The sequence below is a fragment of the Vibrio sp. LQ2 genome (assembly GCF_023920125.1).
Lineage (GTDB): Bacteria > Pseudomonadota > Gammaproteobacteria > Enterobacterales > Vibrionaceae > Vibrio > Vibrio fluvialis.
In genome coordinates this window covers 1,792,406-1,806,250 of record NZ_CP085308.1, presented here as the reverse complement: position 1 = coordinate 1,806,250, position 13,845 = coordinate 1,792,406, and the positions used below count along the sequence as shown (strand labels likewise).

Below are 13,845 nucleotides of genomic sequence, written 5' to 3'. Positions count from 1 at the left end.
GGCAGGACGGCAAAGCAACAAATCTGATTATTTGTCCACAAGGTCAATAAAAATTGTTGATCGATGAGCGCGATGAATCAGGGCGCGATCAGCTTAGACAGCTTCGGCGGATGGTTCTTAAACAGCGATTTCATTTGCGCGGTAAAGAGTTCGGCCGTGGCAAGGGCATCAATCGCGGCAGAGTGCGCGGTGTATTGTGGCAGGGCGTAGCGCTGGCGTACATCATTGAGCTGAAAGCTGGTGCCCGGCGCTTTTTTACCGGCGTAGGTCATCTGCTTTTCGATGTGCAGCGTGTCTATCCACACGCAAGGAAAATGCTCGACACCGAAGCGCTCGCGCATGTACTGCGCCACAAACGCCCGTTCGATGCAGGCGCCGTGCACCAGTGCGATTTTTCCGGCCAGCTGACTGAACAACTGATCCATCGCGTCATCCAGCATGACGCCCTGTGACAACACATCGGGTGTGATGTGATTGATAACCGCAGAGTCCGCCGTCACAAACTCGGGATGACGAACAAACAGCTCTTCACTGGCGGCGACATCGATATGATCCATCGTCATTCCCACCCAGCCAATGCTCAGGATCTGATCCTGACTGGCGTTGACTCCTGACGTTTCAAAATCAAACGCCACCATATCCATCTGATACACCAAGGCTTCCGGGCTTGGCAGTGCCTGACTGAAATAGTGTTCAAGCCCTGTTGGCCAATCGCGGCGGGCGGCCAATAGCTGATGCTGTTTCACCATCTTGTGGTAGCCGCCGCCAAAGCGGCGTTTCAATGCATTAAGCATCGTTTATCCTTTTACAAACCTGAGTTTGGCTACGTCCTGTAGCTCACTGATGATTTTAAACGCGTCTTTCAGGTGTTTGCGCTCAAAGCTGCTGAAAGAGTCCGGTGAAATATGGTTGTTCGGCTCTTTGCCTTCACGCAGAGCCTGCAACTGATGCTGAAAACGAACCTGAGTAATGAATTTGTAGGCGCCGATAATGTTCTGACAGCTGTCTTCGGACATCGTGCCCTGCTGAGCCGCAAAGCGAAAACGCTCTTCGGTGCCGGTCATTGAACCGCCAGCCGCCAGACTGAATATCCGTGCCAGGTCGATAATCAGGTTCAGGGCATATTTTTTGATATTGAGCGTGTTGCTGTTGTCGCCGCCTTTCTCCAGCACCAGATTATTGAAAATCCCCAGCGGCGGCTGCGTATCAATCGCGTCGCGAACCAGAGCCGGCAAGAAATTCTGGCTGTTCTGAATGCACTGATGCAGGTGCTGTTGCAGCTCTTCCACCAGTTCGCTGTTGCCGTAAATCGAACGCACCTCAAGAAACACACTGATACTGAGCAGTTTATTGTATTCCGGACTGGCCACCCACTTGCGGTAATACTCTTTCCATACCTGAATCGGCTGACACCATTTCGGTGATGCGGCCATGTATTTGCCGTCACACAGCGGATAGCCACACGCCGCCAAGCCGTTGCATACGCGCATCGCCAGATGGGTGAAATAGAGCATATCTTCAGGCTTGGCATCCGCCGCCAATACCAGAGCGCTGTCTTGGTCGGACAACATATGCACTTCATTACGTGCATGCGAGCCCGCGACGACCCAGGCATAATCACACGGCGGCGGCCCAAGCAGTTCCTCGTTGATCTGCAACAGGCGGCGGGTAAACGCATCCATGATCATCGACATCACCCGTCCCTGAATTTCTGCGCTCACGCCGCTTTCAACCAGCGATTCAAAAATAGACTGCTTCTCCACATTAAGCGCCGCCAGCGCATTTAAGGAACTGGCGTATTTGATTTTCTCAATCAGAAACAAGGCTTGTGTGCGATGGTTGTGAACCAGATGTGACGTGGTCAGTAAGCCGACCACCTCGTTCCCCTTCACCACCGGCAGGCAACGAATGTTGTATTGCAACATGATGGAGATGGCCTGAATCACTTTGTCATCGGCCTGAATCAGTTGCGGATTTTGTGTCATCACCGTACTGATGGGCTCATGAATACCGATACCGGTCGCCACGACACTGCGGGTCATGTCGCGGTCGGTCACCACACCGACAATTTCACCATCGCGCATCACCACCGCGCACGAACTGCGGCTACGTTCTTCACCACACATGGTTTGCGCCACATCCTGAATCGGCGTGTTGACATCGACAATCGCGATATTTTCGCTGGCAATTTCCCCGACGCGGCGGAAAAACAGCCCTTTGTCCTCTTCACGACCAGCGGCATCGTTGACTGCCGACGTTAAGCGCAACTGCGCATGGGAGGCGAAGTAGTTGGCAAATTCCGGATGCTCCTGGCAAACGGTCTGCACATCGGTGTGCGGCACCAGATAAAGCAGTGAGTCCTGAATCGCTTCAGCCTGATAGCCATCTTCGGCATCTTTCAGCGGCGCGAGAAAAGTAAAACCAAACTGGTCCTCTTCTCCCAAGCGGGCACGCAACTGACCATCGCGCCTTCTCTGCTCAATCGCCCCGGTGCGAATGATGTAGAGATAACGTTCTTGGCACAATGCACTGAACTCTATTTTTTCGCCTTTTGCCAGATAGCGCACTTTGACGTGATTCGCGAGCGATTCAACAATCTCGGAGGGCAACTTATCAAACGGATCGAGCTTGATAAGAAAGTCATAAATATTAGGGGTTAATGATGAGCCCACACCGCCCTCCTCATTTCAAAACGCCGTTTCAATACAAAAAATGATACTAAAAAAAGCAGCCCGACGGCTGCTAATTTTTTTGCCTAAGCCGGGTAATTGTTATAACCAAGCTGAAGCGAGATATTGCGACCTGCCGTTTGCAGTAAGTCCACGTAGTAACCCATGCGTTGTTCATCAAAACGGATGGTTGGCAGCGACATCGACAAGCCCGCAATCACATGACCAAAGCGGTCATAGACAGGTGCAGCGATACAGCGCAGACCCGGCTCTTGTTCTTCATTGTCTTCCGCATAGTGTTGAGTGCGAACCAGCGCCAGCTCTTCCAGCAGTTGCTCAACATTTTCCAGCGTACGATCCGTGTGTTTGATGAACTCCACCCCTTCCAGAGTATCGCGTACAAACTGCTCGTCGCGTTCAGCCAGCAGCACTTTACCAATCGCGGTACTGTACAGCGGGTTGCGGCGACCAATGCGCGACTGCATGCGCAGGTTGTAGCCAGAATCGATTTTGTGGATGTAGATGATGGCGTTTTCATCCAGCGAACCTAAGTGCAACGCTTCGTTGGTCTGCTCAGAGATATAACGCATCTCTTTGTCCGCTAACTCAATCAGATCGACGTACTCAAGGGATTTTGCGCCCAGCTCAAACAGTTTCAGGGTCAGTTTGTATTTATCCGCTTCCCCTTCCTGAGCCACAAAGCCCATGGATTTCATGGTTTGCAGGAAACGATAGGTCGTGGCTTTAGACATCATGAGACGTTGAGACAGTTCCGAAACACCAATTTCTTTCTGCTCGCCCAGGGCCTGAAGAATGCTGAAGACTTTCAGAACCGAAGATACCGCTTCCGGTTGAGTTGACTTTTCCATTGTAGAACCTTTGTGTTTTCTTGTTAGCGCCTATTATAACCGCTCACTTTCTGTGTACCACAATTTTTAAAAAGCCTTTTCAAAAATTTGAAACCGCGCAAGTATTCCATCATCAAAAAAGAAGATCACCATCAATATTTTTAAAACACCTTTTCAAAAATAATTGCCTTAGATTTCTTTTTGATCCACGATACAGACATACGAACTGAGATGGCCAACTCGCCGCCACTCAAAAACCAGCTACCACTGAGGAAAACGTTATGATTCTTGATTCATTTAACCTGGAAGGCAAAGTCGCTATCGTCACGGGTTGTGACACTGGTCTTGGTCAGGGTATGGCACTTGGCCTGGCTAAAGCAGGTTGTGACATCGTGGGTGTAAACATTGTTGAACCGACTGAAACTATCGCAAAAATAGCAGAAACCGGACGTAAGTTCGTTGATATCCGAGCTAACCTGATGGTTCTGGACGACATCCCATCCATCATCGACCGCGCAGTGACTGAGCTGGGCCGCATCGATATTCTGGTCAACAACGCTGGCATCATCCGTCGTAATGACGCGATTGAATTCAGCGAAAAAGACTGGGATGACGTGATGAACATCAACATCAAGTCCGTCTTCTTCATGTCTCAAGCGGTGGCGAAACAGTTCATTGCACAAGGTGAAGGCGGCAAGATCATCAACGTAGCGTCCATGCTGTCTTATCAGGGTGGTATCCGCGTACCGTCTTACACCGCATCAAAGAGCGGCGTCATGGGCATCACTCGCCTGATGGCCAACGAGTGGGCGCAACACAACGTCAACGTGAACGCAATTGCACCGGGCTACATGGCAACCAACAACACTGCCGCGCTGCGTGCTGATGAAGATCGCAGCAAAGAGATTCTGGATCGCATCCCGGCGGGTCGTTGGGGTACACCGGAAGATCTGGCAGGCCCAGTGATCTTCCTGGCGTCGAAAGCATCAGACTACATCAACGGTTACACCGTAGCGGTTGATGGCGGCTGGTTAGCCCGTTAATTACTAAGAAGCATACGAGAAGATGATTGCAGATTTATCACTGGCTCAGGCATTAGGGTTTGTCAGCTTTGGTTTAGGAATCTCCACTTTCTACCAGAAAAACGACAGGCGGCTGAAGATCGTAATGTTCGTCTTCAATCTCAATCATCTTCTCCACTTTATTTTGCTTGGTTCGGCAGTCTCAGCGCTCAGCGCTGCCCTGTCGGCCATACGCACAGCCAGTTCCATCTACACCTCGTCGAAATATGTTGCGGCGATATTCCTGCTCGCCGGAGCGGGATTAGGCCTTTACATCGCCGACCATTGGTGGGATCTGTGGCCAGTGATTGGCACCATGATTGGTACATTTGCTATCTTCATGTTGCGCGGCATTCAAATGCGCATTGCCTTTCTGATTGGCGCCTGCTGTTGGCTGACCAACAATATTCTGGTTGGCTCCATTGGCGGCACATTGCTGGAGCTGACTGTCATTACCGTTAACAGCCTGACCATTTTCCGCATGCTGCGCGAACAAAAACGCGCGCTGGCCAGTCAGGCACTGTAAACAAAGGGGGCATCATGTTTGTCTATAACCAAGATGTAAAACTGGAAGATCTCGGCGCTGGCGTTGCTCGCAAAATCCTCGCCTACAGTGACAACATCATGAGCGTTGAAGTGCATTTTGAACAAGGCGCAATTGGCCCGATGCACAGCCACCCGCATGAACAGCTGACGTACGTGCTGTCGGGTGAATTCGAATTTACCATTGGCGATGAAACCAAAATCGTCAAAGCTGGCGACGCGCTATACAAAGAGCCGAACGTGATGCACGGCTGCGTTTGCCTTAAAGCGGGGGTGCTGCTCGATAACTTCACCCCAATGCGCAAAGATTTCATTCAATAACGAATTCGCTTTTTAACTGATTTGTTGCGGACAAACCGCGGGAGAAACTCTATGAAAATTGCACTGATGATGGAAAACAGCCAGGCTGGCAAAAACGCGATGGTTCTGAACGAACTGAACACCGTAGCGGCGCCGCTGGGTCACGATGTTTTCAACGTTGGTATGTCTGATGAAAACGACCATCACCTGACTTACATCCACTTAGGGATTATGGCCAGCATTCTGCTGAACTCAAAAGCGGCCGATTTCGTTGTCGCAGGTTGTGGTACCGGCCAGGGCGCAATGATGTCTCTGAACCTGCATCCGGGTGTTATCTGTGGTTACTGCCTGGAGCCTTCAGATGCGTTCCTGTTTAACCAAATCAACAACGGCAACGCGTTGTCTCTGGCTTTTGCGAAAGGCTTTGGCTGGGCAGGTGAACTGAACGTTCGTTACATTTTTGAAAAAGCGTTCACTGGCGAACGTGGTCAGGGTTACCCAATCGAGCGTGCGGAACCTCAGCAGCGCAACGCTGGCATTCTGTCTCAGGTGAAATTCGCGGTCGCGAAAGACGTCGTTGAGGCACTGCGCTCTATCGATCAGGAACTGGTGAAAACAGCTGTGGGCGGCGCTCGCTTCCAAGAGTGTTTCTTCAGCCACTGTCAGGTGCCGGAAATCGCAGAATACGTACAGTCTCTGCTCGACTAAGCACTGCATTACTTATTTATCGGGAACTCATCAAAAAGCCAGCCTTCGCGCTGGCTTTTTTTATTCCATCAATAGCACAATGGTTCCACCTCTTCGCTTCAAGGATTTGATATGACTGATGTTTCGTTTACTTCTCTCACGCAGTGGTTCCCCGGCCACACAGTCATTCCGCTCTGGCCATCGACTCGGCCCGTCCCCGACCTTGCGCCTCGTTTCAGCGACCGCAGCAGTGATGAAGTGGTGCGCGACCGCGAAGTTTCTCATATTACCCGGCCAGAGATGGTGGTGGTTGAACCTGAGCACCCCAACGGCATCGGTCTTTTGGTCCTACCCGGTGGCAGCTATCAGCGCGTAGCCTTTGACAAAGAAGGCATGGACACCGCCATCGCAATGAGCGAGAAAGGTTATACCGTGTTTGTCATGACCTATCGTATGCCGGGCGATGGCCATGCGGAGGGCGTGCACGCCCCGCTGGCGGATGCTCAGCGCGCGATTCGGCTCATTCGCGCCCAAGTAGCCCGTTGGGGATTACGCCATGTGGGCATCGTCGGTTTTTCGGCCGGCGGACACGCGGCGGGCACACTGGTGGTGCATCATCATCAAGCGGTTTACCCTTTACAGGATTCTGCCGATTTACTTTCACCACGCCCGGATTTTGCAGCGCTGATGTATCCGGTGATCAGCATGGATGAAGAGATCGGCCACGACGGTTCCCGTTATGAACTGATGGGCGACTATCCGGATACAACGACTCGTCAGCACTATTCGCTGCACACCCAGGTACGCCCAGATACACCCCCCTGCTTTCTGATGCACGCCAGCGATGATAACGCCGTCAAAGCCGACAACAGCCTGCTCTTCTGGCAGGCGCTCAAAGCACACCATGTCCCGACCGAACTGCACATTTTTGCCCGCGGCGGCCACGGCTTTGGCCTGCGCGGTGTCCAGAACCTGCCCGCCAAACACTGGCCACAGCTACTCGACAGTTGGGTGCAGAGCTTGTACGCCCCGGCTTCCGTTCGATAACTCCGGCATCAAGTGGCACGCAGAGTGCGTGCCGATTTTGGCTCTTTCACTTCACACGCAAAAACTCAAATAAAGACCAAATTCACAATTTAAATGAACCATCGTTTTAAATTTATTGTTTCATGGTTTTTTTATTGCCATAATGGCGTCAGATTATTTTGAGGAGTACTCCTATGAAGGTGAATCGAGTCGCGGTCATCGGCGAATGCATGGTGGAATTGCAAAAAGCCGACGATCAGCTCAAGCAGAGTTTTGGTGGCGATACACTGAATACTGCGCTCTATCTGTCTCGCCTGACGCAGCAACACGGCATCACCACCTCTTATGTGACCGGATTGGGGAAAGATCCGTTCAGCAAACAGATGTTGACCAGTTGGCAGCAGGAAGGGATCAACACCGATCTGGTTCAGATCTCCGACAGCAAACTGCCGGGCATCTACGCGATTGAAACCGCGCCGGATGGTGAACGTAGTTTCTACTACTGGCGTAACGACTCGGCGGCGAAGTACTGGCTGCGCGAAAGCCCGCTGTTGAGCCTGGCAGAAAAGCTCAGCCAACATCAGGTGGTTTACCTCAGCGGCATCAGCCTGGCGATTTTACCCGCTGATTGCCGTAAAAAATTGGTTGAGCTGCTCACACTGTGTCGCAAAGATGGCGTGACCATCGCCTTCGACAACAACTACCGTCCAGCCCTGTGGGAATCTGCCCAGGCAGCGCGCGACATGTACGCCAGTATTCTGCGCTTAACGGATATCGCATTTCTGACATTTGACGATGAAGTGATGCTTTATGGCGACAGCGCGGAACAGCAGGCGATCGAACGCACGCAAGGTTTTGGCGTCAAAGAGATCGTGGTGAAGCGTGGCGCGGACGAATGCTTTGTCGTGACGTCTGATGATTTTATCGCCGTACCGGCCATCAAAGTGAGCAAAGTGGTAGACACCACCGCCGCTGGTGACTCATTCAGCGCTGGTTATCTGGCCAAACGCCTCACCGGTGGCAGTACCGTCGACTCCGCGGTTTCTGGTCACGCTCTGGCGGGCACCGTTATTCAACATCGTGGGGCAATTATTCCACGCGATGTCATGCCTCTAATTTAAGGATGGAAAAATGAAAACTCTTAACGAGCAACTGCGCGACATTAAAGTCGTTCCGGTGATTGCAATCAAAGACGCAAACAAAGCCGTCAAACTGGCCGAAGTGCTGATTGAAAACGGCCTGCCTTGTGCGGAAGTGACCTTCCGTACTGAACAAGCAGCGCTGGCCATGAAAAACATGCGCGAAGCATTCCCGGACATGCTGATTGGCGCAGGCACCGTACTGACCACAGCTCAGGTTGATCAGGCGATTGAAGCGGGTGTCGACTTTGTGGTCAGCCCGGGCTTTAACCCGACCACAGTGAAATACTGTCAGCAGCGCGGTGTGACCATCGTCCCAGGCGTCAACAATCCAAGCCTGGTGGAACAAGCGATGGAAATGGGTCTGGATACGCTGAAATTCTTCCCGGCTGAGCCTTCAGGCGGTGTTGCTATGCTTAAAGCCCTGACGGCCGTTTACCCGGTCAGCTTTATGCCAACCGGCGGCGTGAGCCCGAGCAACGTGAAGAACTACCTCGCTATCCCAGCGGTGCTGGCGTGTGGCGGAACCTGGATGGTGCCCAACGATCTTATCGACAATGAAAAATGGGACGAACTGGCTGTGTTGGTCAAAGAAGTCGCTGGCATTATCGCTTAACGATTACCGATCCTTTTTCGAGATCAAACCTCTCGACCTTGATTTGTTATCCTGCAACAAAGACTGGTTTTGAGTCGGCAGTCCGTCCATGCCTGCCGGCCCATTGTCAGAACGCATAGGTGTTTGCCCATACTTCGGTATGGGCCTTTTTTTTATCCGCGCGCTACGCGAGTAAAGTCCCAGCCATCCAGTATGCTGATGTCATCATAACAAGCCGACTCTGCCTCGCTCAATTGCGGCCGCGCCGGAGTGATGCCAGCGCCGCAGCCCTGATTGGCGTATTCCCAAAAGCGTGAGTCTTGGGGGTGAAACCAAATCAGTTGCTGACGAATATCCCGACCACTCATCTTGTCCCAGCCATAGATATGATCGCCCATTTGGCAATGCAGAAACGCCGCGTGGCCAATGGCATTAGGATCGGCATATCGTCCATCGCCAAATGTGGTCGTCGGGTGCCAGGAGCGGCCGAGCGCGTAACTGCCCGCGGGAACACCGGGCTCTTTCTCCAGACGGCACGCTTTAAACACCAGTCCGAAGCGCTGGGTTATCGGCGTTGATGGCGCGGTGATATATCCCCATTCGCCTTCGGCGACATCGTCCCGGCGACGAGCCAATATCTGACACTGTTTGAACAGGCCGATGCCCTGACCGAAGATGAAATCCACCGTTCCGCTGATATGGCAGTGTTCAAATACGCTGCGGCCACCGCGCAGATACAGGGTGTCCTGAAAACTGCTCAGCGCCACATCCCGAAAATAGGCGCGATCGGCTGCTCGGCCAACCATCAAGGCGACCGCCTGAGTATTGATGATGCGGCTGGGATCGCCCTCGTGTTTGGCCTGATTGGCACGAAAATCAAAACTGTTTTCGATCGTCAAAGCGTGCGCGCAAAAGTCCGGCGCATCCACATACACGGTGCGGCTGCCCGCGGTACTGAAGCGAACGCCATTCGCGTCCAACATGCCATTGGCGGTGGCGGCGCGAATTACGGTACTGTCGCGCCCTTCTCCGATCAGAGTGAGATGTGGCCGACGGATCGTCAGCCGTTCGTGATACACCCCTCGGCGTACAAAGATAGTGTGCGGCGTTTTGCCGTAAGGCACCGAGTCTATCGCTTGTTGAATGGCCCCAAAGTCGCCACTGCCATCCAAGGCGACCACCGCATCATAGTGTCGGCTCAACATGATTCTCTCCTTGGTATCAGTGGAAATAGGCCACTTGCTGATCCAGCGCACGCGCTGATATTGCCATCTGTTAAATCGCCGCCTCGCCTGCGACACTGACAAAATGCGCACTGATTCGCCGACTGGTTTCACAAATCTGCCCCACCAGCGGATTGAGAGCCCGGGCCGTCTATCGGCACCTTGAATCAATGGCATCATTTCGTTGGTGGGAATGTCTCACCGCTCAGATGAACCTGAGCATGAGAGCTGAAATGAAGAGCAAATGGGAAAAGAAAAAGGGGGCTTACCCCGACAGAAGTAAGCCCCAAAAGGACAGTTAGTCCATGTTTAAGGTTTCCCGAATATGTACGATCTGAGCTTTACTCGGCGGCGCGTCTTTCTCTGCGAGTTGTACCGCTGATTTCAAAGCCTCAAGTGTTTGCAGATCCACCGCCTGTCCCTGCTCGTCCGTAGGGACACCATTGACAATGAAACGGTTTCCGCTCAGCGTTTCACCATTGACCACGTCACTGTACTGACTGGCAACAGAAAAACGGTATGACTGATTATTGATGAATGAACCTTGTTTTCCTGCCGCTTCGTAAGGGCTCTTACGGAACAGGTAGTTAAAGCGCACGTTATCAATCGCCACGTTGTTTTCCAGCGTCAGCGAGCCCGGGTTAAAGTTGTCGGTAAACCCATCCATATTGTTGCGAAACGCCAGGTTGTTTTTCACGATGTGCGCCACTGGCAAGCCTTCCCCTCCCAGTTTGAAACCGTTACCGCGCGTTCCGCCTTTGGCCGCCACGTCCATTGTCTGGCCGTTCATGTAAGAAATCGAATCCAGAATGGTGACCACGCCGTTGGCGCCATCTTCCACTTTGTTGAACAAATCCCAGCCATCATCAATGTTGTGATGCGAGATACAGCGAATGAAGGTGTTGCCATCACCAATCCGCATTTTGGCGGCGAAACCGTCAGCGTTGATCTGCGATTTATCCATGTTGTTGAAGCTTTCACTGTCCGTCACGGTGTTATAACTCGCCCACAGTGCACGGCCAATTTTCTCCGGTGACGAGATTTGGAAGCCCGTATCCGGCGCGCTATGCGTCACCATGTGTGAGAACTGGTTGTGGCTGCCGTGCACGATAACGCGGGCACCGGCGACTTCAATGTTCGACACATTCCAGTAGCTGGCTTCATGCAGGTAATCGCCCGTAAAACGCACCTTATCGCCTGCCGTTTTCAGCGTTTTCATCGCCTTTGGCGTACCGCTGGCAGAAACAGGCAGAGTCAGACCTGGGTAATCGCCATCTTCCAACACAATGGTGCCGCCCGGAGGAAGCAGTTCGACTGCCGCGTCCAGTGTCATACGCCCGTTGCTGCCGTTCGGGTTAACACGAATTTCCATCGGATTGGCGAGCGCCACTTTCTCTACCTGATATTGGTAGCTCAGCGGTTGTAGGCTCGGCCCTTCAATCGGCGTGAAGGTGACGTCAAATTGCGTGTTGGCTTGAGTCAGTGTGGTTGGAAAACCAAACATCTCGCCGGCTGATACCGCCTGTTTGTCCGCTAACCACTGACCATTTTGTGCCACACTGAATGTGCCGCTGTAGTTAGCACGCGCCTGAACGGTGTAATTCTCGATTGGCGAGCGATCCGCCGAAGCTTGCTGTAGAACTGGGTTGTCGAGTTTTGCGTGATAACGCGGAGCCTCAACCGTGTTGGCTTTAGACAGCGTCAGCTCGACATCGCTCACGGTCATTTTGGCATTGCGTGAGGCAAAAAAGCCGACGTACTGATGTTTGCCATCCTGCATTTGCACCAGGTTGGCATTGGCGCCGCTGACTTGCTGAGTTTGTTTCACCACACCATCGTCGTAGCTGACCCAATATCCGCTGTCGGTGCGGGTCAGCGTCATGTGATACGTTTTGCCCGGGCCAAACTCGACACCTTTGACAAATTCGTCGTGACTCATGCGGTTGCCCGCCGTTCCCCACGGCTGATAAATGCCTTCGCGGTACGTCGCATCGACATTGACCAGCCCATTGTGTTCTTTCTTATTGGCACGGATCAGGTTCATCACCATGTTCGAGGCAGCCGGAAACTCTTCCAGCCCTTGTGGCTGAGGGTCGAGGCGCGCTTCGCCAACAATATCACGCACCATCAGACCCGCCCCTTCCTGACGGTTAGGCGAAGATCCGGTTTCCGGGCCAAGCTGATCAATCGTCACATTGGCCGATAAAGTGAAGTTCACGTTCGTCGGTAATTGGGTGTAATAGAAAGTACCGCCTTCATGGGAGTTGGCGATCTTGCCGCCACGGCTTTCAATGGTGAACTGCGAGGCGACCAATCCCGGTTGTACCGCTTGCCCGTTGGCCACCACGTGATTGAGGCCGACTTTTTCCGGCAGGATGGTTGAGCCGAAGTTAAGATCGGTAGACTGGCCAAATGTGATCGCCTGCCATACCGCCTGACTGCCGTCGAGATGAGTAACCTGAGAAGAGCAGGCGGTCAGCGCAAACGCGGACGCCAGACACAAAGCAATGGGTGTTTTTTTCATGACAATACCTTCGAAAAGCAAAAGGCTGACTCGGATCCTTCCGGGTCAGCCTTGGAATACAGTGGACAGTGAGGACGTTGAATTTAGAAGCTGTATTTCAGACCGACACGGTAACGAGGCGCGTAATCGTCTTTACCTTCCGCGCTGCCCGCATCAACCGATACCATTGCGAACTCGGCAAATGGACGCCAACCGCTTTCCAGACCGCTGTATTCGGTCGATACACTCACCAGGTTGAGGTAGTTTTCATCGCCTTTGTAGCCAGAGCTTGAGGATTGCTCGAACTTGTATTCCACATCCAGACCGAATTTGAAGTCGCCCGCTTTGTAGCCACTGGTCAGGTTCAGCTGATGGTAATGGCTGTCTGCTTTGCCTGAATCTTCCGTTTTGTTGGCATCGCCATAACGGTAACGCAACGCCACATCCCAGTCGTCAGAGAGTTTTTGCGTCCCTTTCAGGTTGAATTTGTGAGTAATGCCGTTGGTATTGGAATCAGCGCCGTAAGCAGGTTGTAGCGTAAAGGTGTCGGTCACTTTGTAGTTGTAGCTCACCACGACTTCATGTCCGGCATCATGCAGTTCACCCAGATCAAAACCTTCGCCTTTCGGGTTTGCCCACTTCACTTCAGCGCTCAGGCCAATACCGTTCTCAAAGCGATGGTCGAGCAGCAAACGATCTTTGTGCTGAGATTCGGCTTTGCCCTTGCCATCTTGAAATTCATGACGGAGGTTAAGGCTGGTCGCCTGAGCCGCAGTGGCAGTCAGTCCGATGAGGATGGCAGAAGTTATAATTTTCACTTTCATAATTGAAACACCGTTTTGTTTTATTGGATTTACAGTTTCATTTTATGAATCAAGTTCCGATAGAAAAGCCAGAAAGAGACAAAATGTGATCAATGAAACCACGTTCCATCTAAAACCAAGAATATATGTGATCAAAGTTGAAATAGCGGTTTATTTTTATAAGCAAATAAAATGCCACTCAATTAACAACTCATAAAAAGTGAAAAAATCCGAATACGATAAAATAATAAAATCTCAAAAAATGAAGATTATATTGATTTCAATCAACGCATTTAAACTCACTTCAGGCAGAAAAAAACCACCCCAAGAAAACACACTAAGTACTTGATATTTATTGAATACCAACAACAAGTAATCATATTTATCCTTTTAAATCAGACAGTTAAATACAGCAAAAACAAACCATTCTACACAAGGATTGAACGAT

Annotated in this window: 13 protein-coding genes; 7 read left to right on the top strand and 6 right to left on the bottom strand. The window is 51.8% G+C overall.

Annotation, left to right across the window (positions count from 1 at the left end; genetic code table 11):
- Nucleotides 1–77: 77 nt before the first annotated feature.
- The 3 genes from LGV68_RS08440 to kdgR all read right to left on the bottom strand — a co-directional run bounded on the left by LGV68_RS08440 (nt 78) and on the right by kdgR (nt 3,538).
- A complete protein-coding gene (locus tag LGV68_RS08440; RefSeq protein WP_222739569.1) occupies nt 78–794 on the bottom strand; it encodes an exonuclease domain-containing protein in 717 nt (238 codons plus the stop codon).
- Between the two features lie 3 nt (nt 795–797).
- On the bottom strand, nt 798–2,672 hold the full coding sequence (locus LGV68_RS08435) for a putative nucleotidyltransferase substrate binding domain-containing protein (protein ID WP_238779063.1): 1,875 nt from the start codon (nt 2,670–2,672) through the stop codon (nt 798–800).
- Nucleotides 2,673–2,755: 83 nt separating this feature from the next.
- Nucleotides 2,756–3,538, bottom strand: a complete 783-nt coding sequence (gene kdgR, locus LGV68_RS08430; protein WP_032080597.1) for a DNA-binding transcriptional regulator KdgR — start codon at nt 3,536–3,538, stop codon at nt 2,756–2,758.
- A gap of 260 nt (nt 3,539–3,798) precedes the next feature.
- On the opposite strand from kdgR, the gene kduD reads away from it, so the two are divergent.
- From kduD to LGV68_RS08395, 7 genes are all read left to right on the top strand, one after another.
- Nucleotides 3,799–4,560 carry a 2-dehydro-3-deoxy-D-gluconate 5-dehydrogenase KduD gene (gene kduD, locus LGV68_RS08425; RefSeq protein WP_252536529.1) on the top strand — a complete coding sequence of 254 codons (762 nt, stop codon included), beginning with the start codon at nt 3,799–3,801 and terminating at the stop codon, nt 4,558–4,560.
- Nucleotides 4,561–4,582: 22 nt separating this feature from the next.
- Nucleotides 4,583–5,104, top strand: a complete 522-nt coding sequence (locus LGV68_RS08420; RefSeq protein WP_252536527.1) for a YgjV family protein — start codon at nt 4,583–4,585, stop codon at nt 5,102–5,104.
- Between the two features lie 14 nt (nt 5,105–5,118).
- Nucleotides 5,119–5,442 (top strand): cupin domain-containing protein, encoded by a 324-nt coding sequence (locus tag LGV68_RS08415; RefSeq protein ID WP_024374998.1) that lies wholly within the window; start codon nt 5,119–5,121, stop codon nt 5,440–5,442.
- A gap of 51 nt (nt 5,443–5,493) precedes the next feature.
- Nucleotides 5,494–6,129 (top strand): RpiB/LacA/LacB family sugar-phosphate isomerase, encoded by a 636-nt coding sequence (locus LGV68_RS08410; protein ID WP_024374999.1) that lies wholly within the window; start codon nt 5,494–5,496, stop codon nt 6,127–6,129.
- Between the two features lie 111 nt (nt 6,130–6,240).
- Complete coding sequence (locus LGV68_RS08405; protein ID WP_252536525.1) at nt 6,241–7,155, top strand: alpha/beta hydrolase; 915 nt, start codon at nt 6,241–6,243, stop codon at nt 7,153–7,155.
- 173 nt (nt 7,156–7,328) lie between these two features.
- The gene (locus LGV68_RS08400; protein WP_061055370.1) at nt 7,329–8,255 is read left to right on the top strand and encodes a sugar kinase; all 927 of its coding nucleotides are present in this window, start codon (nt 7,329–7,331) and stop codon (nt 8,253–8,255) included.
- A 10-nt stretch (nt 8,256–8,265) separates the two neighbouring features.
- Complete coding sequence (locus LGV68_RS08395) at nt 8,266–8,889, top strand: bifunctional 4-hydroxy-2-oxoglutarate aldolase/2-dehydro-3-deoxy-phosphogluconate aldolase (protein ID WP_020328928.1); 624 nt, start codon at nt 8,266–8,268, stop codon at nt 8,887–8,889.
- A 152-nt stretch (nt 8,890–9,041) separates the two neighbouring features.
- Here LGV68_RS08395 and LGV68_RS08390 read toward each other — a convergent pair whose 3' ends face one another.
- The 3 genes from LGV68_RS08390 to LGV68_RS08380 form a co-directional block, all read right to left on the bottom strand.
- On the bottom strand, nt 9,042–10,073 hold the full coding sequence (locus tag LGV68_RS08390) for a pectinesterase family protein (RefSeq protein WP_252536523.1): 1,032 nt from the start codon (nt 10,071–10,073) through the stop codon (nt 9,042–9,044).
- 316 nt (nt 10,074–10,389) lie between these two features.
- Nucleotides 10,390–12,615: an exopolygalacturonate lyase gene (locus LGV68_RS08385; RefSeq protein WP_252536522.1), complete on the bottom strand. Its 2,226-nt coding sequence runs from the start codon at nt 12,613–12,615 to the stop codon at nt 10,390–10,392.
- Nucleotides 12,616–12,698: 83 nt separating this feature from the next.
- Nucleotides 12,699–13,418, bottom strand: a complete 720-nt coding sequence (locus LGV68_RS08380) for an oligogalacturonate-specific porin KdgM family protein (RefSeq protein WP_020328924.1) — start codon at nt 13,416–13,418, stop codon at nt 12,699–12,701.
- Between the last annotated feature and the right edge of the window lie 427 nt (nt 13,419–13,845).

Excerpts from the sequence above, each read along its gene's own strand:
- LGV68_RS08440 (WP_222739569.1), bottom strand. The coding sequence starts at position 794 with ATGCTTAATGCATTGAAACGCCGCTTTGGCGGCGGCTACCACAAGATG.
- kdgR (WP_032080597.1), bottom strand. The coding sequence starts at position 3,538 with ATGGAAAAGTCAACTCAACCGGAAGCGGTATCTTCGGTTCTGAAAGTC.
- kduD (WP_252536529.1), top strand. The coding sequence starts at position 3,799 with ATGATTCTTGATTCATTTAACCTGGAAGGCAAAGTCGCTATCGTCACG.
- LGV68_RS08420 (WP_252536527.1), top strand. The coding sequence starts at position 4,583 with ATGATTGCAGATTTATCACTGGCTCAGGCATTAGGGTTTGTCAGCTTT.
- LGV68_RS08415 (WP_024374998.1), top strand. The coding sequence starts at position 5,119 with ATGTTTGTCTATAACCAAGATGTAAAACTGGAAGATCTCGGCGCTGGC.
- LGV68_RS08410 (WP_024374999.1), top strand. The coding sequence starts at position 5,494 with ATGAAAATTGCACTGATGATGGAAAACAGCCAGGCTGGCAAAAACGCG.
- LGV68_RS08405 (WP_252536525.1), top strand. The coding sequence starts at position 6,241 with ATGACTGATGTTTCGTTTACTTCTCTCACGCAGTGGTTCCCCGGCCAC.
- LGV68_RS08400 (WP_061055370.1), top strand. The coding sequence starts at position 7,329 with ATGAAGGTGAATCGAGTCGCGGTCATCGGCGAATGCATGGTGGAATTG.
- LGV68_RS08395 (WP_020328928.1), top strand. The coding sequence starts at position 8,266 with ATGAAAACTCTTAACGAGCAACTGCGCGACATTAAAGTCGTTCCGGTG.
- LGV68_RS08390 (WP_252536523.1), bottom strand. The coding sequence starts at position 10,073 with ATGTTGAGCCGACACTATGATGCGGTGGTCGCCTTGGATGGCAGTGGC.
- LGV68_RS08385 (WP_252536522.1), bottom strand. The coding sequence starts at position 12,615 with ATGAAAAAAACACCCATTGCTTTGTGTCTGGCGTCCGCGTTTGCGCTG.
- LGV68_RS08380 (WP_020328924.1), bottom strand. The coding sequence starts at position 13,418 with ATGAAAGTGAAAATTATAACTTCTGCCATCCTCATCGGACTGACTGCC.